Here is a 22,755-nt window from a genome sequence, read left to right as displayed (position 1 = left end):
GATCACCTTAGATCTTAAAAGTAATTGTTTTCATTTCAATGGAATGACCATATTCCAAGAATTTTCAAGCTCATAAGGTCTACTTCCCGAGCCCGTTGCAGCAAATAAATGTGTGGGTTTGCCATCCTCGAACAATAGGAAAGGTCTTTCGAAGTTGGCTTGTCTGGTCTTACTGCCGTCTTCCCACAAAATATGTCGGGAATAAGCTTTTATAGGATCAGCAAGTTTCCACTTGATACCATCTTTAGACCGTGCATGAATACCACCTCCTTCTTCACCACAGATATGCCCAAATCGATCTTTCATAATTAATTCATAATGGTCGTTAGCCCACCACACGAAAGGATCTTCTACATCGTTATCCATTTGTCCTTTTGAATGAAATTCGAACAATGGTTTGTCGGCAAGACGTTCGTAAGGACCCTGAAAAGAGCGGGCACCTGCTGCGCCCAGTAGTAAAGGGGGATTATGATCTTTTTGCGATGATTTATACATCAGGTAAATGCTACCGTTTGGTAAAGCAACCGGAGAAGGATTGGAGGTAATTGAAGCATCCCAATGCCCTGGTCTAGGCTCCAGGATAGGCTGTTCACTCCGTTGCCAGGGCCCAAAAACTGATTTGGACCACGCCAATCCAATGCGCTTATTCATCCACGCCTTTTGTGCCAATCCGTTTCCCCATACATCAATACCTGGTTCGGGATCGGGACCGGGATACGTATTCCCGAAGTAATATAGCAGATAATAGTCGCCACTTTTTATAATCCGGGCATTATGGGTAGTACGTCCATCAAAAAACTTTGGACCACGAGCAGGCAATACAACTTCTGCAAAAGCATAAGGACCTGCCGGATGTTGAGAAACTGCTCTTACAATTTCTGAATTAGTAACCCAATTGCCAAAGCCATAATCTTTAGACCATCGAGAGGCAAACATATGATAGAGACCATCTTCTCCTTTCACTATCGAAGGATCCCATACCCAATAATTTTCCATACGAAAACCACCATTTAAAGGCGCTGGTAGCATACGCTCCGGAAGGGATAGCTCTTTTACCTCCTTCGCGAAAATGTTGTTGTTAATCAAAAGAAGCGAAGCTGCTCCTACAGTGTTTTTAATAAAAGATCTTCTAGAAGGTAGATTCATATTACGTAAAGAGATTGGGTTTATATTTTTACAATTTTAACAAAAAATATCAATCTTTAGTTGTTTTTGGCACAAACATCCATTTAGCCAAGGAAGAATGAATCGCATATATTGATAAAAAAATAGCAGTTTATAAAAAGCCGAATAGCTATTCTAACGCAAATGAATAATTTTGTAAAATGAATAATAAAACGATCGAGGTCGATCTTCATCTTGGGGCTTTTATGCGTAATACCAACGGATTAAGTGGCGAAGAGATGCTCGCATTTAGCATCGAAAGGATGAAAAGCGTATTGGAAAAAGCTATCGCCGATAACTGTAAGGAAATCAGGTTTATTCATGGTCAAGGAAGGGGCCTCTTGAAGAATCGTGTGTACGAGGAGTTACAGACCTATCTAAACCGTGGAAAAATACGACGTTTTGAACCATCTTTTTTTAACGAAGATATTGTGGTGGTATCATTGGTTTAATCGGATATATACCTTTAGAGCCTGTTGAATTTGGTTGATAGCCAAATCACTTTGGGGGGCGGAGCATTGTTATTCTTTAATTCTTTGCCGATGGTTCAACCCCCATTGAACGAGTGTTTCCGTGACGGGTAAAACGGTCTTGCCGTACTCTGTAATGGCGTATTCAACCATAATTGGTTTCGTTTCCTGAACGGTTCTGGTAATCAACAAATTTATTTCAAGATCTTTTAATTCTTTTGCAAGCATCTTTGCAGAGATGCCATCAATTTCCCGCAATATTTTTTTGAAATGATTTTTTTGTGCGATGCGGTTAGCCAAATAGCGCATAATTCTAAGTTTCCATTTACCACCAAGTATTTCGATGCTGTCTCGCATGGCTACCAATTCTTCTTGGCAGCTCGCCTCACGTATTTTTTCTTTATCTGTAATAGTTGCCATAATGAGAAGAGTTAACTCAAGGTAACCACTTACTTGGAGTTAACCCATAACAAATATAACGCTTAAGCGACATACTTTTGAGGTCTGCGATAAATTCAATTAGGAAAAACGAATGGGTGACAAGATAAAGCAGTATTTTACCCTTAGGAGATTATTAATTCATTAAGTATGAAAGCAATTAAATTGAAGAATTTTGGGGGAGTGGAAAATTTTTTGCTCGATGAAGCAATCCCTTTACCAAAGATAGGAAAAAAGGAGGTGTTAGTTGAGATTATAGCGTCAGCTTTTAATCCGATTGACTATCAAATGCGGCAAGGAAGGCCGGAAAGTAAAAAAATGCGTTCATTTATACTGGGGCGTGAATTTTCCGGTCGGATAATAAAAATAGGTTCAGATGTGAAAAAATTTAAAGAAGGAGATGATGTATTGGCTGCTGCAGGAAGTATGGGCTCTAATGGTACCTATGCATCCCATATAAGCGTTCCAGAAGCGGTAGTAGTACATAAACCAACTAACTTAAGTTATGAAGTAGCTGCTGCCATCCCTGTTGCTGGCCTGACAGCAATCCAGTGTATTAATCGTTTACCTTTATCCGCCGGTGATTCAATTTTTGTAAGCGGAGCAGCCGGTGGGGTTGGTCTGATGCTGACAAAATTATTGTTGGCAAATGGATATTTAAATATTGTGGTAACGGCTGGTAATGAAGAAAGCAGAAGTAAACTGCTGGCACTCGGTATTTCAAGCGATCGCATCATCGATTATAAACATCCAAAATTAAAGGAAGAAATATTTCGGATTAATCAAAACAATCTCTTTAAAGCTTGTATTGACCTCGTAGGGGATCATATGTCTGAGATTTGTGCATCTCTGTTGGCTATTAATGGTTATTATATGGATGTTACGGCCTTAACGACGATCGGTGCCCGAGCCAAGTTATTTGATAAAGGTGCAACAATTATTAATGTATCTAATTATGCTTATTCATTGCAGGGTGATTTAGCTTACTACGGGAACCAATTAAAATCAGTTGTCGATTTTTTAAAAAGGGAGCTTATTTGTCCGCCACCAATAAAAGTGGTAGGAGATTTTAACGTGCAAACGGTTAAAGAGGCACATGAAATTTTAGAAAAAAATCTAAGCAAAGGGAATAAGTTAGTTATGATACACAAACGCTAGACTCTACTCGACGGGCTTTTAGGTGCAGTTTTTGGTGACCGGTGAAAATTATCCTATTTTAATTCAGTGAGTTACTTTTAATGTGCTCATTAACATTTGACAATTTCAAACTTAAACCTATATTTGCACCTCATTGAAAGTGATACTAAGATCGGGGTGTAGCGTAGCCCGGTATCGCGCCACATTTGGGATGTGGAGGTCGTAGGTTCGAATCCTGCCACCCCGACAGATAAAAAGCTCTTGCGAAGGCAAGGGCTTTTGTTGTTTTATAGCGAGCCAAGCTTGCTTGAGCGAGCGTATAAAATAACAAAAGGTAGCGCACGTAGTGCGCTGCCTTTTGGTCTGTCATCTCCCTCCTACAGGATCACCGAGCGGAGCGAGGTAATCCTGTGAGAGCCAAGCTTGCTTGAGCGATTAGAAGAAATTCGGATGGATGCAAATGAACAGCATTGTGGTCAAGTAACCTTTGATTTTGCTTTAATGTATTCTTTAGGAGTGAGGTTAGTTGCTTTTTTAAAGGTAGTATAAAAGGTTGTTTTGGAATTGAAGCCAGCTCTGATCGCAATACCGAGCAGATCTAAATGCTTGGTGTCCTCCGATAATAGCAATAATTTTGCTTCCTCCGTTCGCAGTTCGTTTATAAACTGATAAAAGTTCTTACCAAGTCCGTTATTAAGGACGTAGGAGAGTTCATGAGTACTGATACCAATTTTAGCTGAAAGGACTGAAAGTGTCAGGCTTGAGTCGAGGTATAGTTTTTCGTCGACTGTTTTTTGCGTGACTATGGATTTGAGTTCCTCCACTTGTTCTGTGGTAAGTCGTTCATTTAGCGTCTTTTTTGCTGTGATTTCGTCTTTCTCCGAAGGTTGATAGGTTTCGATAGTATAAATTGATTTTTGAGTAAGTGTTGAATAGGCCAAAAGGATTATTCCCAAAAAATATAGAATAGGGGAGTAGTAAGTTACGTGAATATTAGCTATACTCCCTATACGGATGAGAATGAAGAATAATACGGAAATCAATAGGTACCTAAGCCATTCCAGATCTATTTTTTCGGTAAATGAAGCGACCATCTTTAAGTTCCTTTGGTGACGGCGGAGCAACGCGAAACAAACGATCCAATAATAAACCATCTGGCCAGAGAAGAAATACCGGACGATAAACTGTATCCACGGAGGTAATACTGGTAGCTGGTTTTCCCTATTGAAGATATTTGGCATTAAGTAGACCAGAGAAAATATAAGGAAAAGCAGGAAAGGTACAAAATGCAGATGCCAGTCTTTTTTGGCTGTAGAAGGCGTTACAAAATAATTTATCGCCATATAAAGACACGGAAACATTGCCCATGTTGGCAGTTCAAGTAGATGTAGCAGAAATCCGCCGCCAACATTAAATTCCTCAAAGAAGATTTTGGTAAATGTACAGGCCAAAATACAATAGAATGCTCCAAGCCATCGGTCGGCCTTGGTATTTACCCGATTGACACCGAGAAAGGATAACGATCCAAGCAGCCATGACGCTCCTCCGGAAAAGGCGTAAAAAATAGCTAAAGTATTTATTTCGGACATCAGATAATTTGGACTGTTTCCGTAAATTTAGGATATTTCCGCTAAGATTATAAATTACATACTCCAGATAGGAATCCCGATCCAACCGTGTATTGAAAATAACATCGCTAGATAAAACAAGAATATAATATTAAAAACCAAGGGAAACTTTATCCATTTTTTTTTAATTTGATGCCAACGTTTGTACAATAAATATGCTGCAATCATAACACTGATTCCGAAAAAAAGCATACCTGCGAAAATGAAGATACTTGTACTATTCGCAGATGTAAACAGTTCCTTGTTGACCGCGTCTGTTGTCCCCAATAGACGATAGGAAGCCAGAAAACAGACAATGCCCAGAGCGGGTAAAAGAACTATGCAAAGGTCTATTATTTTTAGTTTTTTAAATAAGGCTAAGGGTATCCCGACAATCGCGTAGATGATAGATAGTAGGGCAGCAATCGACCCGAGATAAACAGGGATTTTTTGCAATAGAATTGGTAGGTAAATTGTTTTACTGTAAAAACTATTACCATAACCCTGAAAGAAAGGGTGACCCCCATGGTCGTGCCCAATAACACACGAAGGAATTATATTTCCTTTTAATCGAAAGATACCATTTCCCATGTGTATTAAGGAATCTATCTGTCCACGCCCTCTATCGACAATAAGTTTGTCTTCGTCAATGGACAACAGTTTAATCCCTCCGAATATTCTTCTGTAGAACTCCCATCGTTCATTCTTGGGATTCATAAATTGATAATATCCCAGCATAGGTTCTATTTTCGACTTATCTATCATTATACTATTCATAGTAGGGTATGCAATATCCTTGGTTAAAAAATCTTCAATAAGCTGGGATACAGGCCAGAGGTTTGTATTGCAATTGGCAGAGATCGTATATGCCATACCGGCCTCCCGGTTAAAAAATATCCAGGAGCTAAAGCCTTCACCTTTGCCATTATGCCCTCTAAATGTTACTTTTTTGTTGTTCGGAAATAGATCATTGCCCAAAGCATACCCAGTCTGTAATCCGTGCTGACTAGCTAATGTACTATGGACTTTTTCCATCTCCAAAATATCATTTCCACTAAGTAAATCAATGTGGTTGTTTGTGTTTACATTTAGGAGGTAATGCATAAATTTAGCCATATCTGTTGCATTCGACACCAGGGCGCTTGAGGCTCCGTTACTACTGGGCATATAAAACGGTAATAATGTATAGCTTCCATTACTAAAGTCATACCCTTTAGCATAGGTTTGTTGACGTTCGCCACTTAAATCAAACAGGGTGTTATTCATCGCTAATGGTTTAAACAGCGCCTGTTGGATATACGCATTCCAGGAAATGCCCGATACTTTCTCTATTATGTATCCTAAAACGTTATATCCCGGATTTGAATAGGACATCCTTTCGCCAGGTTTCCAACGGGAATTCAGCGAGCTCTCTACTGCTTTTACTTTGTTTATCCCTGTTAGCGGCTTTCCGGTAGTATTTATCATTTTATTCAATTGTATATCCTCGAATCCGGCAGTGTGTTCTAACAAATGAACGAGTCTTACAGGGTGCGTAGACTCCCATTTGTTGGTATAGGGAATCTCGGGCGCGATTGACTGCAATCGGTCGTTGAGCTTTAGCTTACCTTCTGCTATTAATTTTTGGATACCCATTGCTACAAAGAATTTTGTAATGGATGCCAGATGAAATTGCGTTGTCTGGTCAACTTTTATTTTTTGCTCTAAATCGGCATATCCCAATCCTCCCGAAAACAAGATACTGTCCTTCTTTACGATGGAAATCATCAATCCGGGTATGTGTTCTTTTTGCAGAACGGTATCGATTTTTTTGAGCAATTGGTCTATTTCCGCTATCGGAGAACTCTCATGCTGCCGTTGGGCATTAACCATGTTACATAACAATACCATGAAAAATAGGGTTAAAAATGATGTTTTACGCTTGTTCATTGTCGTTATTTTTTGTCAAAGTACATTAGTCTCACTCTAGTTTGGTTCGCTGTTATCCAACCGAACTAAAAAAATGCGATGGTTCAATGAAAACTATTGGTGCGATATGTCTCTTTGAAAGACTTTTGTAGGTTTCTGCTGCGCGTAAATGATTTGAGATTAATCATTGAAGAAGAGCATAAAAGTTACCCAATCCCCAGGTACTTTCATATCTGCTTCTATGTAAAATCTTTCGTCCACGGCAAACAAACTTTAAAATAAAGCAGCCAAGTGCTAGTTGTAATGTTATATCCTTCTAGTGCGCGGTTATTTAATAGGTGTTTGCGATTTTAATTAACTGATTTATAGTGTGTTGGTTGTTTTGTAACATTTAAAGGGTTTTTTGTAACATAAATCCTTAAAGGTTTATTTTCTGTTAGGTACAATTGTCGAACGATTGTAGTAATGCTTAAATTACAGGAAAGAGATTATTCTTTCCAATTATAAACCAATATCAAGGAGGTAGCTATGGGACCATAGACACAGGCTTTCGTTCAAGAAGGTGCACGGGTATGATTAGTGCTTACGTGCCTTAACCAATTATGTATCATGTGAACCAATTAAAATTAAATGACAAAAAAAGGTATACCCATCGTGTTTTTTATTACAGGAGGTCTCTTCCTCTCGGCATTTCTTCTTGCAACCTGGAGAGAGGCTCATAATTACGGCGGTTGGCTGCTAATGATTTTTTTTCTCTGTATTGCTCTTGGACTGCGTTATTATTCATTACTAAAAGGCTATTCCTTTACCGTGATGATATTTGCTGCGGTGAGCGTATCGATGTATTACCCGCAACTTTTTATCCGTATCGGAGACTTCCGTCTTTCAGCGCTTATCGTGCCGCTTATGCAGATCATTATGTTCGGAATGGGAACCGGACTGAGCGTGAAAGACTTTGCTGGTGTAGTTAAAATGCCGAAAGGTGTAGTTGTAGGCGTACTGTGTCATTATATGGTTATGCCTCCAGTAGCTTTCACTATTACCCGTATTTTCAATTTTCCTGCAGAAGTAGCAGCAGGAATTATCTTAATCGGTAGTTGTCCAAACGGATTAGCATCTAATGTAATGACTTATCTAGCCCGTGCGAACCTTGCCTTATCGGTAACGCTTACGGCAGTCTCGACGCTGCTAGCGCCCTTGATGACGCCTTTATTTATGCAGTGGTTGGCGGGAGCCTATGTATCGATTGATTTTTGGGAAATGGCCTGGGATATTACCAAAATTGTCATCATACCTGTATTTGCTGGGCTGGTGTTCAATCGATTCTTGCACGGAAAAGCTAAGTGGCTAGACGATGTTATGCCTGTATTATCCATGGCAGGTATTGCATTGATCATCATCGTAATTACCGCCGCCGGTCAAAAAGACTTGCTGATTGTAGGACCTGCCTTAGTGTTAGCGATGTTATTGCATAACACGAGTGGTTATGTGCTCGGTTATTGGCTTGCGCGTTTGTTGAGGATGGAAGAGAAGGACTGTAGGACAATTGCCATTGAAGTTGGGCTGCAAAATGCGGGCTTAGGTTCGAGTTTAGCCTTAGCAATGGGGAAGCTATCTACTGTGGGTTTAGCATCAGCCGTATTTTCGCCGATTATGAACATTACCGGTTCATCACTTGCATTGTGGTGGCGGTCGCGCCCGCTGCAAAATCAAAAATTAGAAGAAATTGAAATGATAAACCGAAAAACTAAATCCATCAAGGTATGAAGATTTATAGCATGCTATTATTGTTGGCTTTTATGAATACACTGTACACAAAGGCGGTAAAAGGACAGCAAATCAGTAAAAAGGAACTAATTTTTCTAACACCGGAATGGCAGGGCGAACGTTTTGAAGATGGACGCCCCAGGGTATCGGATGAGATGTTAGATCGAATGAAATTGGTTACGTTGGAAGAGGCTTGGGCGGTATTGCGGAATGAAAACTATCATTATCAATATGAAGATGGCTGGATGTGTATTCATCCGGATAGTGTGCTGGTTGGACGGGTGATTACTGCCACTTTTATGCCAGGTAGGCCAGATATTCATCGGGTAATTGACGAGCGCGGTCATAACCGGGATGGCCGGATCAAATCACAAAATTCCTGGCCAATCGACTTGCTGGTTAAACGAGATGTGTATGTGGTGGATCAATTTGGTGCCCACATTGATGGACCAACCATAGGAGATAATCTAGGTAACTCCATTTATACCAAAACAGGTAACGGTGTGGTGTATGATGGTGCGCTACGGGATATTGGTGGTTTAAAGGAAATAGGTGCCTTTACTTCGTTCTTTCGGTCTTATCATCCATCGCATCATCTCAATAATCCGGACGGAAAACTGAATACAACGCTTGTTGGGATAAACCAGCCTACTCGAATTGGCAAAGCTACGGTTATGCCAGGAGATATTGCGCTGGGTAGAGATGGAGGTGTTATTTTTATTCCTCCCCACTTGGCGGAGAAGGTTGTGAAGACTTCCGAAGTAGTTCGCCTGCGTGATATGTTCGGTCATCAACGCTTACGCGAGCAGAAATATACCCCCGGGGAGATAGATAACAGGTGGTCTGAAGCAATTGAAAAGGATTTTATGGATTGGCTTAACACAAATGCCGATAAACTTCCTGTAGCTAAAGAACAGATAAATGAACTTCTCAAACAGCGCACTTGGTAGCGCCTTATTCACTTAATTTAGATAACAATGTCAAATGCAAAAACAAGAAGAGCTTTTTTTAAAAAAGCCATGGTGATGGGAGCTGCCCTAAGCCCTTTGTCGGACACTTTTGGAAGCGCACTCCTGCAGTCGGAAGAGCGATCGCTGAGACGATCAGCACCTTCTGCGCTCAAGATTACTGGAGTAACATGCGCTTTTATAAGGTACGGTTCCGGGCTTTTTGTTAAGATACAAACAGATCAAGGCATTTATGGCTGTGGAGAGGGGGTTGATGCCGTGCCCGGTACTTACCATTTTGTAAAATCGCTTGAGCGCAGGCTGGTTGGGAAGAACCCGCTTAATGTGCACAGGATTTTCGAAGAGCTACGTAAATCCGGTGTTTTCCAAGGTGCGCAGGCAGGGATGTACATCGCTGTTTTATCGGCCATCGAGACTGCGCTTTGGGATATTACCGGAAAAGCGCTTGGTGTACCGGTTTATCAATTACTCGGCGGTAAATTTCGGGATAAAATACGGGTGTATTGTGACACGGCTCTTTACCAGCAAAATTTACCAACGCCACAAGACTTTGCAAAAGCGGCCTCTCAAGCCAAAGAAATGGGCTTTACAGCTATTAAATTTGACCTTGACCAAGGAAATGACCCCAATAAATACGATCAGTATAATTGGACAGCTAGCCCCAAAGAGCTACAGCGTATGGTCGATCAGGTGACCGCTGCTCGTGAAGCCGTCGGTCCAGATATTGATATCTGTTGTGACATGCACGGACGTTACGATCTGGTTACGGGACAGCAAGTGGCGAAACGGTTGGAGCACTTAAATCTCATGTGGTTGGAAGAGCCTATACCGGCCGAAAATCCCGAGGCCTATAAAATAATTGCCGATAGCACGTCAACTCCTATCTGTGCCGGTGAAAACCTCTATCTTGCTTATGGCTTTAGGCGCTTACTGGAGCTGGGCGCAGTGGATATTATTATGCCCGACCTTCAAAAAGCAGGGGGACTTGGTGAGGGACAACGTATTGCCAACCTGGCAAATCTTTATTACGTACCATTTGCCCCGCATATGGTAGCTTCTTTTCTAGGGGCGATGGCATCATGCCATGTCTGCGCTTCTGTGCCCAATTTTATGATTTTGGAATGGCAGAGCTACTTTCATACAGACCAGATGTTTAAGGATATCGTCACCTTCGAAGGACCTATGGTGGAAGACGGCTTTATTAAACTCCGTGAGACTCCCGGTATAGGTGTGGATATTAACGAAGAGGGAATGAAGAAATATGCGGCACCAGGCTATCCTTTTTTTACTTAATATAAAAATCGATTGTATTATGAATACATCAGATGTTATTAATGATCATATCCCAAAGGACTGGGCAGCGGTAGAGCAGGATATTGAGAAAGCGACTTTTGCATTTGAGATTTATCGATGTTTGCCAAATCGTTCTAGAGAGGATTTCCTTCGACAAATTGCCGTAGAGCTTGCTAACGACCGAGAAAGATTAATAGAAACCTGTAGTCGGGAATCTCATCTTCCTGAGGCTAGGCTCCAAGGCGAATTGGATCGGACATTATTTCAAATTCAGCTGTTTGCAGATTTGCTTAAAGAAGGATCTTGGATCAATGCCATTATCGATACGGCTATTCCGGAAAGGAGGCCTATAGCAAAACCCGATATCCGGCAGATGCAGGTTCCGCTGGGGCCTGTATGCGTGTATGGAGCAAGTAACTTTCCGTTCGCTTTCTCGGTAGCAGGTGGTGACACCATCTCATCACTGGCAGCAGGCTGCCCGGTACTTTATAAAGTGCATCCAAATCAGCCGGAGACCGCGCATCTGACGGCTACATGCATCGCAAAAGCAGCACATAAAACAGGAATGCCTGACGGTGTTTTTGCATCTTTATGGCTTACATCGCAAGATATAGGAATAAAGATAGTAAGCCACCCTCTAGTTAAAGCGGTTGGTTTCACTGGTTCCTATACAGGAGGTATGGCATTGTATAATGCGGCAGCCCGTCGCACGACCCCAATCCCTGTGTATGCAGAAATGAGCAGTATTAATCCTGTATTTCTATTGCCTGGCCGATTAGCTGAACAGGGGGAAAAAACAGCTTCCATGTTAGTAGCATCAAATGTACTTGGAGCAGGTCAGTTTTGCACGAATCCCGGATTGCTCGTGCTGATTGAATCGGAAGATACCGCGAAATTTTTAGCTTCTTATGCTGAGCAAGTTCAAGAACAATCGGTGCATCGTATGTTGAGTGCTGGCATTTATCAAGCTTATCGCGAAGGGATAGCACAGTTAAAAGCGGCGAAAGGCGCATCCTTACTTGCCAGCGGACAAGTAGAAGCAGGGGAAGCTGAACAACCGGTGCCGACCGCAATACGTGTCAGTGGTCGAGACTTCCTTTCACAGGCTTTGTACAGCAAAGAGTATTTTGGGCCTGCATCTGTATTGGTTACTGCAGCGAACAAAGAGGAGTTGCTACAAATAGCAGCCTCGTTAAACGGACAGCTAACAGCTAGCGTGTGGTGCACGGAAGAAGATACTAAATTATTTGACAAGCTGTTTCAGGTGCTGGAAGAAAAGGCTGGCCGATTGATTGTCAATGGCGCACCTACAGGTGTGGAGGTTTGCCATGCCATGGTACACGGGGGGCCATTTCCTGCCACCACGGATGGTCGCAGTACCTCGGTTGGTACGCAAGCAATTTACCGATTTACGCGACCCCTTTCCTATCAAAATTATCCTCAACATTTGTTGCCCATTGAACTGCAAGATAGCAATCCGCAGCACATTTGGCGTCGTATAAACGGAGAGGTAACGAAAAACGAAGTTTAATTCTTAATAATGCGCATTGCTTATGAAATATCCACGGGGCACAGCTTACTCAAATACCAGTGAAATAAAGTGGATATTCCATGTGGCCTTTAAAAACAAACCGAGTGCAATGAGATCATTTATTCCTTGAATACGCACACTCATAAATAATATTTACATATGAACCGTCCATGTCAAAAATTTCATTTCTGTCACACGGGAGAATGTAAATTTTTAACATGGTAAGCTCCATCTGACCGATGGAATAAAAACCGCTACGCGGTTCATGAGTGCCAAAAAGATACAAACACGAACGAACTAATTATTTACAGATGAAACTCTATAAAACAAAAACGGAAAACCTATTGCAAGTAGATCATAACTATCATATCATAGCAGGCGATTGGAATCAATTAATCAATAGGCAGCATCTCCATGGCTATTTGGAATCACAGCTTAACCACGCGATCTCAATCTCGGAAGAAAAAGCTAAAAGCCTCATCGAGGAGAGTATCTTGCCGCCAATAGGTTCGCAGGAGGTTTGGGCTGCCGGAGTTACCTACTTAAGAAGTATGGAAGCGCGTATGGAGGAGGCGAAGGAATCTGGTGGAGCCGATCTCTATGATCGTGTATACCATGCAGAACGACCTGAGCTGTTTTTTAAAGCCTTCCCACACAAAGTATCCGGACATAAGGGAGCTGTCAGCATCAGGAAGGACTCTGTATGGAACGTTCCCGAACCCGAACTAACCTTGTTCATTAATTCATATGGAAATATAGAAGGTTACACTGTTGGCAATGATATGAGCTCGCGTAGCATTGAGGGAGAAAATGCTCTGTACCTGCCACAGGCAAAGGTTTATGACCGAAGCGCAGCACTGGGGCCCTGTCTGTATGTTCCTGTTTCGCCGCTGGATTCCAATACCTTGATCGAAATGGATATTTTAAGGGAAGGACAACTGATGTTCAGGGATTCGGTAGCGATAAAGCGAATCAAGCGGCCGCTAACGGAACTAGTAGCTTATCTTTACAGGGAGTCTACTTTCAACGATGGCAGCTTTCTCATGACAGGCACTTGTTTGGTACCTCCCAGTGATTTTACATTACTTCCGGGAGACGAGATTCTTATTACTATTGAGCCGATTGGCACCTTAAGGAATACGGTCGCATATAATCCATCGGCTTAAAACGACTTAATACTTATGCTTTACCGGAGACATTTCTTGGTTTCCGGATATATAAGTGTCAAAATGATACTTAATGAAGAATAGCATACTTAAGTACTCCAGTAAGTACTGACTTATTAAATCTATTATAGACAAGGGCATCGCCTTTCGTTCGCCCTGAGAAAACTAACCGTGTAAAGACTTATAAACCAATTAAAACATGATGATTAAAGGTAACATTAAACAAAGAAATCGGCTTTCTATAGGGGATAGGACGTCTATTTTTCTCAAGGTGCTCATCCTAGTGGGCACGATGAGTTTCAATCCTGCTTTCTTACAGGGACAGGAAAAACCGGTGCGTGGGCAAGTAAGGGATACAGAAAATGTACCCTTAGAGGGAGTTACAGTGCAAGTTAAAGGCACTTCCATTGCTACAGCCACCAATGCAAACGGTAATTTCAGCATCAATGCACCCAGTGGTGCTGTTTTAGCTTTTTCATTGATCGGCCATCAGACGCGGGAAATAACGCTTCAAAATCAAGCGGTGCTCAACGTACAACTGAGTCCCGAATCAAGGAGCATGGACGAGGTTGTTGTTACTGCACTTGGTATTAAGAAAGAGTCGAAAAAACTAGGTTATTCGGCAGAAACCGTGAAGCGGCAGGATTTATTACAGAATAGAACCGTCAATGTGATGGAATCTTTGGAAGGTAAGGTTGCTGGGTTGGATATATCTCCGCCTGCTGCAGGAGCCGGATCAAGTACTAAAATACGCTTAAGAGGTCAATCGGCATTTGCCGGAGCAGCAAACTCTCCGCTCATTGTCATCAATGGGCTACCAATGGATCAGGGAGCTCGCAGTTCGAATGGGTGGGAACCTGCCTATGACCTTGGCGATAATATGCAGCAGATTAATCCGGACGACATTGAAAGTATGACGGTGTTGAAGGGGGCCACTGCTGCGGCCATTTACGGTTCGCGTGCTGCTAATGGAGCCATTATCATTACCACTAAAAATGGTCAACGTGATCAAGGTATAGGTATCGAATATACGTCAAATTTTACGGTTAATAGTGTGTTGGATTTTACCGATTTCCAACAGGAGTTCGGTCAAGGGCAGGGCGGACAGCGGCCCACAGATGTTGGCAGCGCCATTTCAACAGGTATGTTGGGCTGGGGGAGTAGGATGGATGGCGAGCCGATTATCAATTTTGATGGAATTATGCGTCCATACAGCTCAAACCCGAACCGTATTAAGGAGTTCTACAGAGATGGTGCGGTGTTTACTAATACCGTTGCCTTATCGGGCGGAAGTGATAAGGGCAATTTCAGAGCATCTTTTTCCAATGCGGATGCAAAGGGGATTACCCCTGCACCAGATAATCGGTATACGAAACGTATTTTTAATTTAGGTCTAAATCAGGATTTAACCAAGAGGTTGCATTTTTCCTTCAACGTAAATTATACAAAAGAGAATAATGAGAATCCACCGCAGGTAGGAGCTCAGGGACCGGGAGCACCCAACTTTCTTACTAGAATGTCAACCTCCATACCGCTTGCGGCCTTTCGGGAAAGTGCGGTTGCAGAAAATGGAACCGAGCGACAAACATCCGGATTTCAAGGTACCTTGTTGAATCCCTATTTTGCCAAAGGCCGGGAGTTTATCCTAAACGATCGGGACCGTTTTCTCGGAACGGCAACCTTGCGGTACGACATGACCGATTGGTTGTATGTGCAGGGAAGATATAATTACGATTACTCCGTTTCTAAGCTCGAATTTAATACACCCACCGGGAGAGGAACTTCTACAGCATTTAACAATAACGGACAGGGCCCGGGCTTTAATGGGATGTATCATATTGAACAGGCAAAGGGTACAGAAATTAACACAGATTTCCTCATTGGTGCCAATAAGGAATTCGGCGACTTTTCGGTCGATTTAAGCGTGGGTGGGAATATTTTTAAACGGGATGTCGGAACCTTTATTGACGAAGTGGAGGATTTTACGGTTAGAGACCTTTATTCTATCCAAAATGGCATCAATAAAACGATTAACAATTATACCATCTTTAGGGATCAGACCAATTCACTTTATGCATTTGCCGAAGTTGGATATAAAGGGATGCTTTATGTTAATTTGACGGGCCGGAAGGATTGGTTTTCTGTGTTGAACCCAGACGCTAATAGCGAGTTTTATCCATCGGTATCGGGTAGCTTCATTTTTTCGGAATTAATGAAAGATCAGTCATGGCTTTCTTATGGTAAGCTGCGAGGCTCCTGGGCACAGGTGGGTAGTGCAAACGGAATTCCTCCCTTTTCCAACCATCTTTTTTATGACATCCTACCGAATCAGTTACACGGAAGGACATTGGGTACCATATTAGGTACGCGTTCTCCAAATGCCTTATTGAAGCCTTTTAGTGTAGAAGAGCGGGAACTTGGTGTAGAGCTACGGTTCTTTGATAGTAGGGTAAACCTTGATATCGCGGCCTATGAAAAAGTTACAACCGATCAGATATTGCCAGTGCAGATTTCAAATGCATCAGGGTACACAGATACGCAGCAAAATGTCGGTTCGCTGCAAAATCGGGGTATGGAGTTTATGCTGGAAGTAATACCTATGAAAAGAGATAATTTTAGGTGGACAAGTGCTTTCAATGCATCATTAAACACGACTAAGGTGTTGTCTATCGCTCCTGGTACCGAACGGTTTGTTGCTCAACGTTTTGAAGGGAACGAATTCATTGGGTCGTTGGTGTATGAGGTCGGATTACCCCTGAATCAGTTGTCTGCTAACACCTATCTGAGAAATGAAAATGGGGAAATACTTTTAAATGATAACGGACGTCTGCTTCAGGGACCTGTTGTGAATTTTGGTAGCGCCCTTCCGAAATGGGTGGGGGGCTGGACCAACACCTTTATCTATAAGAACCTGAGTCTTTCCATGCATATTGATTTCAAAGCTGGTGGAAAAGTATTGTCTTCAAGCGCCTTAAACGGTTTGCGGCAAGGACATACCAAAGCATCTTTGGTTGGTCGTCGCGAGGGTGAAAATGGAGTGGTGTTTGATGGTGTATATCAGAATGGCGAGACCAATACAATAGCCGTTAATCCGCAAGACTTTTATACGGATTATCGCAACCTACAGATAGCAGATCCCTTCATTTTCAAATCAGACTTCATTAAATTAAGAAACATTGCGTTAACGTATAACCTGAGTGATTACGTGAAAAACAAATTTGGTTTTATCAAAGGACTGACCTTGACAGCCTCATGCAGGAATGTTGCGATCTTATATAAAGATTTGCCAGATTACGATCCCGAAGCATTCGCCTCTTCGGGCGACAATAGAATAGGATATGAGCAAGCAACTGTGCCTACCACACGTAACTACGCTTTCAACTTAAACATAATATTCTAACGATCATGAAAAAGATAAAATATTTTTTAGCCCTTTTAGGATCTATCTGTTTCTCATTAAGCAGTTGTGATAAGAATTTTGAAACAATCAATACTAATGAATATGGCGTTACCAATATTGATCCAGCGCTTTTATTTTCTAATGCGGAGAGGTTAACCCATGTTGGCGCTTGGGAAGGGGAACAAACGATCGTTCAACAATTTGTGAATGCATATAACCTGGGTGCTACAGCCGGTTTCAACTTTAATGAAGACAATAATAATTTCAACATCCCAAAGTGGAATAGCTGTTATGAGAATGCTGTTAAGTTACTGGTTGAAGCAATCCAAATGGCGCAAGAAACGCCGGAGCGAGTCAACCTGATGAGCATGATGCGGATATGGAAAGCTTACGTATTTATGACCCTGGTAGATACCTATGGGGATGTGCCTTATAGCGAGGCTGGGAAAGCATATCAGCAGATTATTTTTTATCCGGTTTATGACGACGACAGGGTGATCTATGAAGATCTATATAACGAATTGAAATCTGCTGTTGCCAATATGAACCCCGCAGCTGATTATGTTACCGAAGACTTTTTCTATGGAGCAACAGGTTCAGCGGCGGCACAAGTGGTTAAATGGAAGCGGTTAGGAAACTCTTTGTTGTTGAGATTAGGTATGCGCTATTCAAAAGTTGATCCCGAGAAAGCCCGTGCAATTGTTCAAGAGGCCGTGGATGGGGGTGTGATGGAATCAAATGACGATGATGCTTATATGATCTTTACAAACGCCTACAACAGCACACTTAACGATGGTGCCGTGGTTAATGCTTACTATTATTACTTGGCAGAACCCTTCGTCAATCAATTGAAATCTACCAATGACCCGCGCGCAAAATACATCGCTGGCAAGTATGCGGATCCGAATGCCGTACTGAGTTCGGTGCCCGATGTAACACTTACCAACCAATTTGGGTTTCCTGTTGGCTACGATCAAAACAATGTGGCTCAACATCCTAACTTCCGTGGTCGAGCAGGTACAGGCTTTAATTATTCACAGCTCAATTATGCCATTATCGGAAATCCATTTGCGCCTCTTTTTTATATCACACACTCACAAACAAAACTTTTGATGGCCGAAGCGGCCTATCGTAACTGGATCAGTGGTTCACCCCAAGCCTATTATGAGGAGGGAATACGCGCCAGCATGGATCAGTGGTCACTGTACCCGAACACGCCTGATCGTGCAATCAGTGAGGAAGAAAAAGAAAGCTATGTGAGGGATCCTCTGGTTGCATTCAATACAAACAATGCATTGGAGCTAATCAATACCCAATATTGGGTATCCAACATTGGCAATGGAACGGAATCCTTCGCTAATTTCAGAAGAAGCGGCTTTCCTGCATTGACCCCTAATCGATACAACAATAATCTCAATGGTGGCTTTGTAAGGCGGATGGCCTATCCGAATGATGAAATGTCAGAGAACCCGAATAACTATCAGGCCGTTGTTGCTGCAATGGGAGGCGACAATTTATCGGTTCGCGTATTCTGGGATATAGAATAATATATACATCATCGGGCCTGCACAAACTGTGCAAGGCCCGATGATGTATATTACGCATTTTTCTGTGTGGCGAATTCTTTTGGTACTACACCATAAAGCGTCTTAAACGCTACTGAGAAGCTATTAACGTCATTATACCCAACGGCATAAGCCACTTCTGATACCGTTAGTTTTTTAGAAATTAGTAGATCTGCTGCTTGTTTCAGCCGGATGTTCTTTATGAGGTCTTTGGTTGTTAAATGCGTAAGTTCCTTTAATTTTCGATGTAAGTGTACACGGCTAATGCCAATTTCGGAAGCAATCATTTCTACACTTAAAGAAGGATCACCAATATGCTTTTCAATCAGTTTGTGTACTTTTTCCAATAACTTCTCATCTGAACTTTTCAGATTGACTTTCGAAATGTAGGCTTCCTGCAATTGTGCTTCGCGCTCATCAATACGTACAATCTCACGATTTCTCAGTAAAGTCTTAATGTTTTCAGCTAGAACCTCCATATTAAATGGCTTAATGATATAGAGGTCTGCTCCAAGGCCTAAACCTTGTAATTGATGGTTGTCTTCACTTTTGGCAGTTAACAATACAATGGGTATATGATGAACCAGTGGGCTTTCACGTATTTTCTTACAAAGTATCATTCCATCCATAATAGGCATCATAACGTCGCTAATTACCAAATCTGGAACTGCACTCAGCATACTTTTATAAGCATCTTCGCCATTTGCAAAGGTGTTAACCAAATAGGTGGGAGAAAGCTCTTTTCTCAAGTATTCACGGATATCGATGTCGTCGTCGACAACAAGGATTCGCTTAGTGCTTCTCTGGATCCTTCTTCTTTTTCCGAAGGGTGAAGTTAGCACAAGTGGTTGTGGGCGACTACCAAAGGCATGTTCATTAATATGTACTGCACTTTCCTGATCGGAGTCGAGTGGGATTTCAATAATAAAGGCATAACCCCAATCCCGTACATTTTCCACACGGATGCTACCGTTATGCATTTCTACTAGTTGACGGGTTAAGTGCAATCCAACGCCGGTGCTATAGCCTTGATAGGTTTTTGAATTTTCCGCTTGATAGAAGCAATTGAAGATACGTTCAAACTCGTCATCGCTTAATAGCTGGCCAGAATCAGCGATCTCAATGCGAAGCACTGGCGGTCTATTTGGCACAGTGCTGTGTTTTTTTATCATTGCCATGCGGATTTCGCCATCATCTGGTGTAAACTTACACGCATTAGATAGCAGGTTGATCAGTACTTTATCAAAATTGCGTATATCAATTTGCGCATATATCGTATCCGGTTGATGGGATATGCAGAACTTTATTCCTCTTATAGCAAATTCTTCACTGAATAAGGAAGATACCGTTTTAGCAAAACTAACCATTTCCACTCGATCGACGTGTAAATTCATTTGACCGTTTTCAATCTTGCGGATATCCATCAATTGGTTAACAAGGTCTAACATTCGTTGGATATTGCGATCAATAAGCCGATAGAGGCCATCTTGATCGCCCATTTCTGTTCGACCTAGCAGTTTTTTTAGCGGATTTATAACTAAGGTTAAAGGGGTTCTGATCTCATGAGCAATGTGTATAAAAAACTGAAGTTTTGCTTCGTTAATTTCTTCAGCATGTCGATGGGCAAGCATTTGTTTTTTATATAGTTGTCGATTTTGTAAGGTCTTTAAAATCCACATGGCACTAAGAATTATAAAAAGTGCATACAGTATTTTAGCAGGAAAAGATAGAAACCATACCGGATTTATTATAATCTGGGCGTGCCGTGTGCGCGAGTAGGTTTCATTAACTTTTGCCCGATAGCGTAAGCGATGATTACCCGTTTCCAAGTGATCAAAAGTAACACGATTCAACCCCGTTCTCAATGTAACCCAGTCATTATCATTTACCTGATATTCAAATTGTACACGGTCGGATTGGTTAAAATCCATGGTTGAAAACTCAATAGTGAACGAGTTGTCGTTATGAGCCAGATTGAATACATTAGCACTGGTGATCACGGTGTCAATTATTTGGTATTTACCTGATTTCATTCCTGTTTTTACCGGTTTGTCATGGACGTAAAAATCTACAATATTGACAGATAGCGATTTTGGGCGCACTTGAATTTCCAAAGGGTTGAAGTGCGATATACCATTTATCCCGCCAAAATATAATTCTCCAGATTCAGAAAGCAAGGAGACTCCTCTTGTAAATTCATTGCCCTGAAGACCATCGTCGGAATAGAAATTGATGAAACGGTTTTCGTGGATGTCCATTTTGGCCAAGCCACGGTTAGTGCTTAGCCAGAGATTACCTTGCGTATCTATTTCAATCGCATAAACCGTGTTACTGGGGAGTCCATGCTCCATCTGATAGTGGAGTGTTTTCCCTGTTTCCATATCTAAACGCATTAGACCTTTTGAAGTTCCTACCCATAAATTGCCCTTTTGATCATCTAACAGCGAATAGACTACACTGCCGGCAAAGAGCTTGTCGGTGCCAAAAGTGGAAATAAAGCTTTCATGGTTGAGGTCTAAGCAGGCTAAGCCGTCGTAAGTTCCAATATATAATTTGTCTGATGGTGTGATAAGTAAGCAATTGATCCAGTTGTTGGGCAGGTAACCTTTTCCTGCATGAGTGTCTTTAGATTTGACGAAGCAAAAGTTTTTTATTGCACCCGACTTTTTCTCCAGGCAAAACAGTCCAGCCCCCATACTTCCAACCCACAATCGGTGTCGTTTATCTTCACAAATGCTGTGAATCAGCTCTACCTGATCACCATTTTTATCTGTCAATCCAGGTATCCTTCGACAAATACCGGTTCGGCGATTTAAATTGATAAGCCCTTCCTTACTTCCGCCTAGCCAGAAATCACCGTCAGTGTCTTCAAATATCGCCATAATAGACGCAGGCGGTTGGCATTTGCTGGTTGCTTTATACCGTATACTCTTCGCATGGCTGCCATCTAACTGGTACAAACCATCCCGATCGGTTCCAACCCATAACCATCCCGATCGATCTTCGTATATCGATGTGACGGCATTATCTCCAATGAAGTCCTGCTTGCTTGAATGATTTCCTATATAGCTGAACCTGTTTTTATGTCTATGTAAAAGAAATACACCTTTCTGAGAAATCCCTACCCAAAGATTGCCAGCGTGATCTTCTAAGATAGAGCTTGTTTTGGTGGTAGAAAGATTGAATGTCGTGAGTGCCGGATTCAGATCGATCAAGGCATTTGTCTCTGGATGATAGATTTTCATACCGTAACCCTCGGTTCCTACATAGATGCGGTTATCGGTCCCCACATAAAGATCTAAAACGGTTGAGTTCGAAATGTCAGCGGAGGGGACCTGATCAAAAATATCTGTCGATGCATCGTAGCGATGTAGGCCACCATTTAATTTACCTACTAGTAGCGTGCCATATTTGTCCTCACAAATGCTCATGATCACGTTTTTTTGACCTTTTTTGTTGGAAAAATAACATTGTTTTTGCTGGTTCGAAAATTTGAATAAACCGTCGTTTTCCGTTGCAATCCAGAGCTCTTGCGCTTTGTTTTCAAAAAGACGAACAATGAAATTACTGGGTTCAAAATTTACCAATCGAAGGCCATAGGGTTGGCCGTCTTCACCGTGATGTATTTCAAAAATTCCGTAACCTGAGGTACCAACCAGCAATTGTCCATTTTTCCGCTGCAGAATAGATGTTACATGAGGTTCTGAAAGCTTCCCCTCATCCGTCCAAAGTGGAACATTAAAGAAAGAATCATTGGCATCATGGTAGTACTGTAGCCCATTTAAGTATCCTACATACATCACGCCCTTTGCGTCTGATCCTAATGTCACTATCATGTCGTTTAACACCGAACCAGGTATATTTTTGTCGGCTCTATACAGCGTGTTCTTAGACCCATCGAAACGGTTTAGTCCATCTTCTGTAGCCACCCATACAAAACCATTCCGGGTTTGATGAATGTCCGTTACCATACTACTGGATAGTCCTGATTCAAGCGTAAACAATTTGCCCGATTGTGCTGCTACTTTGGTTATAGTAGGGATAATCAGCAGGCATACCAGTGGAATTAAATTTTTGATTTTCATCATCATATCGGTTTACTGGCACTTACCGAAAGCCTCGCTATAAATCAAAGCTTATCATAGAAGCAGCTGTTGATTCCTGACTGTCCCGGTAATGTCTATGAATTGTATGGCTGCTTTCAAGTTTTACCGTTAGCATGGTATGAGCCGAAAGCTTATATAATTGATTATTGTCTTGTTCGTTAGCGTTAGGAAAGATCGTTTTTCTTGTTTGGTGCATTTCCCGCTCTTCCCTTCCTATTAACAAAGCTAATAAAAC

General features: G+C 41.8%; 14 protein-coding genes and 1 tRNA gene. 10 read left to right on the top strand and 5 right to left on the bottom strand.

From position 1 onward, the window contains the following. Positions 1–30: 30 nt before the first annotated feature. Positions 31–1,146, bottom strand: a complete 1,116-nt coding sequence (locus tag BMY50_RS09820; protein WP_202907777.1) for a glycoside hydrolase family protein — start codon at positions 1,144–1,146, stop codon at positions 31–33. A gap of 179 nt (positions 1,147–1,325) precedes the next feature. Between BMY50_RS09820 and BMY50_RS09815 the strand changes: the two genes are divergently transcribed. Further along, positions 1,326–1,616 (top strand): Smr/MutS family protein, encoded by a 291-nt coding sequence (locus tag BMY50_RS09815; protein ID WP_093322960.1) that lies wholly within the window; start codon positions 1,326–1,328, stop codon positions 1,614–1,616. A gap of 69 nt (positions 1,617–1,685) precedes the next feature. Here BMY50_RS09815 and BMY50_RS09810 read toward each other — a convergent pair whose 3' ends face one another. After that, entirely contained in the window at positions 1,686–2,054 is a 369-nt protein-coding gene (locus BMY50_RS09810; RefSeq protein ID WP_093322957.1) for a winged helix-turn-helix transcriptional regulator, read from the bottom strand. A gap of 168 nt (positions 2,055–2,222) precedes the next feature. Here BMY50_RS09810 and BMY50_RS09805 point away from each other — a divergent pair, with 168 nt between their 5' ends. Both BMY50_RS09805 and BMY50_RS09800 read left to right on the top strand, forming a co-directional pair. Beyond that, on the top strand, positions 2,223–3,230 hold the full coding sequence (locus BMY50_RS09805) for a quinone oxidoreductase family protein (RefSeq protein ID WP_093322954.1): 1,008 nt from the start codon (positions 2,223–2,225) through the stop codon (positions 3,228–3,230). A gap of 152 nt (positions 3,231–3,382) precedes the next feature. Further along, positions 3,383–3,456: transfer RNA gene (locus tag BMY50_RS09800), tRNA-Pro, on the top strand. A gap of 229 nt (positions 3,457–3,685) precedes the next feature. Here the strand turns inward: BMY50_RS09800 and BMY50_RS09795 are convergent. Both BMY50_RS09795 and BMY50_RS09790 read right to left on the bottom strand, forming a co-directional pair. Further along, entirely contained in the window at positions 3,686–4,798 is a 1,113-nt protein-coding gene (locus tag BMY50_RS09795) for a helix-turn-helix domain-containing protein (RefSeq protein ID WP_093322951.1), read from the bottom strand. A 54-nt stretch (positions 4,799–4,852) separates the two neighbouring features. Beyond that, positions 4,853–6,745 carry a serine hydrolase domain-containing protein gene (locus tag BMY50_RS09790; RefSeq protein ID WP_093322948.1) on the bottom strand — a complete coding sequence of 631 codons (1,893 nt, stop codon included), beginning with the start codon at positions 6,743–6,745 and terminating at the stop codon, positions 4,853–4,855. Positions 6,746–7,537: 792 nt separating this feature from the next. Here BMY50_RS09790 and BMY50_RS09785 point away from each other — a divergent pair. The 7 genes from BMY50_RS09785 (at position 7,538) to BMY50_RS09755 (ending at position 18,396) form a co-directional block, all read left to right on the top strand. Next, positions 7,538–8,491, top strand: coding sequence for a bile acid:sodium symporter family protein (locus BMY50_RS09785; protein ID WP_238383707.1), 954 nt, complete (start codon positions 7,538–7,540; stop codon positions 8,489–8,491). Continuing rightward, entirely contained in the window at positions 8,488–9,441 is a 954-nt protein-coding gene (locus BMY50_RS09780) for an RraA family protein (RefSeq protein WP_093322943.1), read from the top strand. Before BMY50_RS09785 ends, BMY50_RS09780 begins: the two co-directional genes overlap by 4 nt. Positions 9,442–9,468: 27 nt before the next feature. Continuing rightward, the gene (locus BMY50_RS09775; protein WP_238383706.1) at positions 9,469–10,752 is read left to right on the top strand and encodes a mandelate racemase/muconate lactonizing enzyme family protein; all 1,284 of its coding nucleotides are present in this window, start codon (positions 9,469–9,471) and stop codon (positions 10,750–10,752) included. A 19-nt stretch (positions 10,753–10,771) separates the two neighbouring features. Beyond that, positions 10,772–12,283 carry an aldehyde dehydrogenase (NADP(+)) gene (locus BMY50_RS09770; protein ID WP_162276571.1) on the top strand — a complete coding sequence of 504 codons (1,512 nt, stop codon included), beginning with the start codon at positions 10,772–10,774 and terminating at the stop codon, positions 12,281–12,283. A 311-nt stretch (positions 12,284–12,594) separates the two neighbouring features. Further along, positions 12,595–13,449, top strand: a complete 855-nt coding sequence (locus BMY50_RS09765; RefSeq protein WP_093322937.1) for a fumarylacetoacetate hydrolase family protein — start codon at positions 12,595–12,597, stop codon at positions 13,447–13,449. Positions 13,450–13,648: 199 nt separating this feature from the next. Then, positions 13,649–16,849: a SusC/RagA family TonB-linked outer membrane protein gene (locus BMY50_RS09760; RefSeq protein ID WP_093322934.1), complete on the top strand. Its 3,201-nt coding sequence runs from the start codon at positions 13,649–13,651 to the stop codon at positions 16,847–16,849. A 5-nt stretch (positions 16,850–16,854) separates the two neighbouring features. After that, a complete protein-coding gene (locus tag BMY50_RS09755; RefSeq protein ID WP_093322931.1) occupies positions 16,855–18,396 on the top strand; it encodes a SusD/RagB family nutrient-binding outer membrane lipoprotein in 1,542 nt (513 codons plus the stop codon). A gap of 50 nt (positions 18,397–18,446) precedes the next feature. Here BMY50_RS09755 and BMY50_RS09750 read toward each other — a convergent pair whose 3' ends face one another. Next, positions 18,447–22,505 (bottom strand): two-component regulator propeller domain-containing protein, encoded by a 4,059-nt coding sequence (locus BMY50_RS09750; RefSeq protein ID WP_238383705.1) that lies wholly within the window; start codon positions 22,503–22,505, stop codon positions 18,447–18,449. Between the last annotated feature and the right edge of the window lie 250 nt (positions 22,506–22,755).

It is taken from the genome of Olivibacter domesticus, assembly GCF_900109575.1.
Classification (GTDB): Bacteria; Bacteroidota; Bacteroidia; order Sphingobacteriales; family Sphingobacteriaceae; genus Olivibacter; species Olivibacter domesticus.
This window is presented reverse-complemented; position numbering and strand designations above follow the sequence as displayed.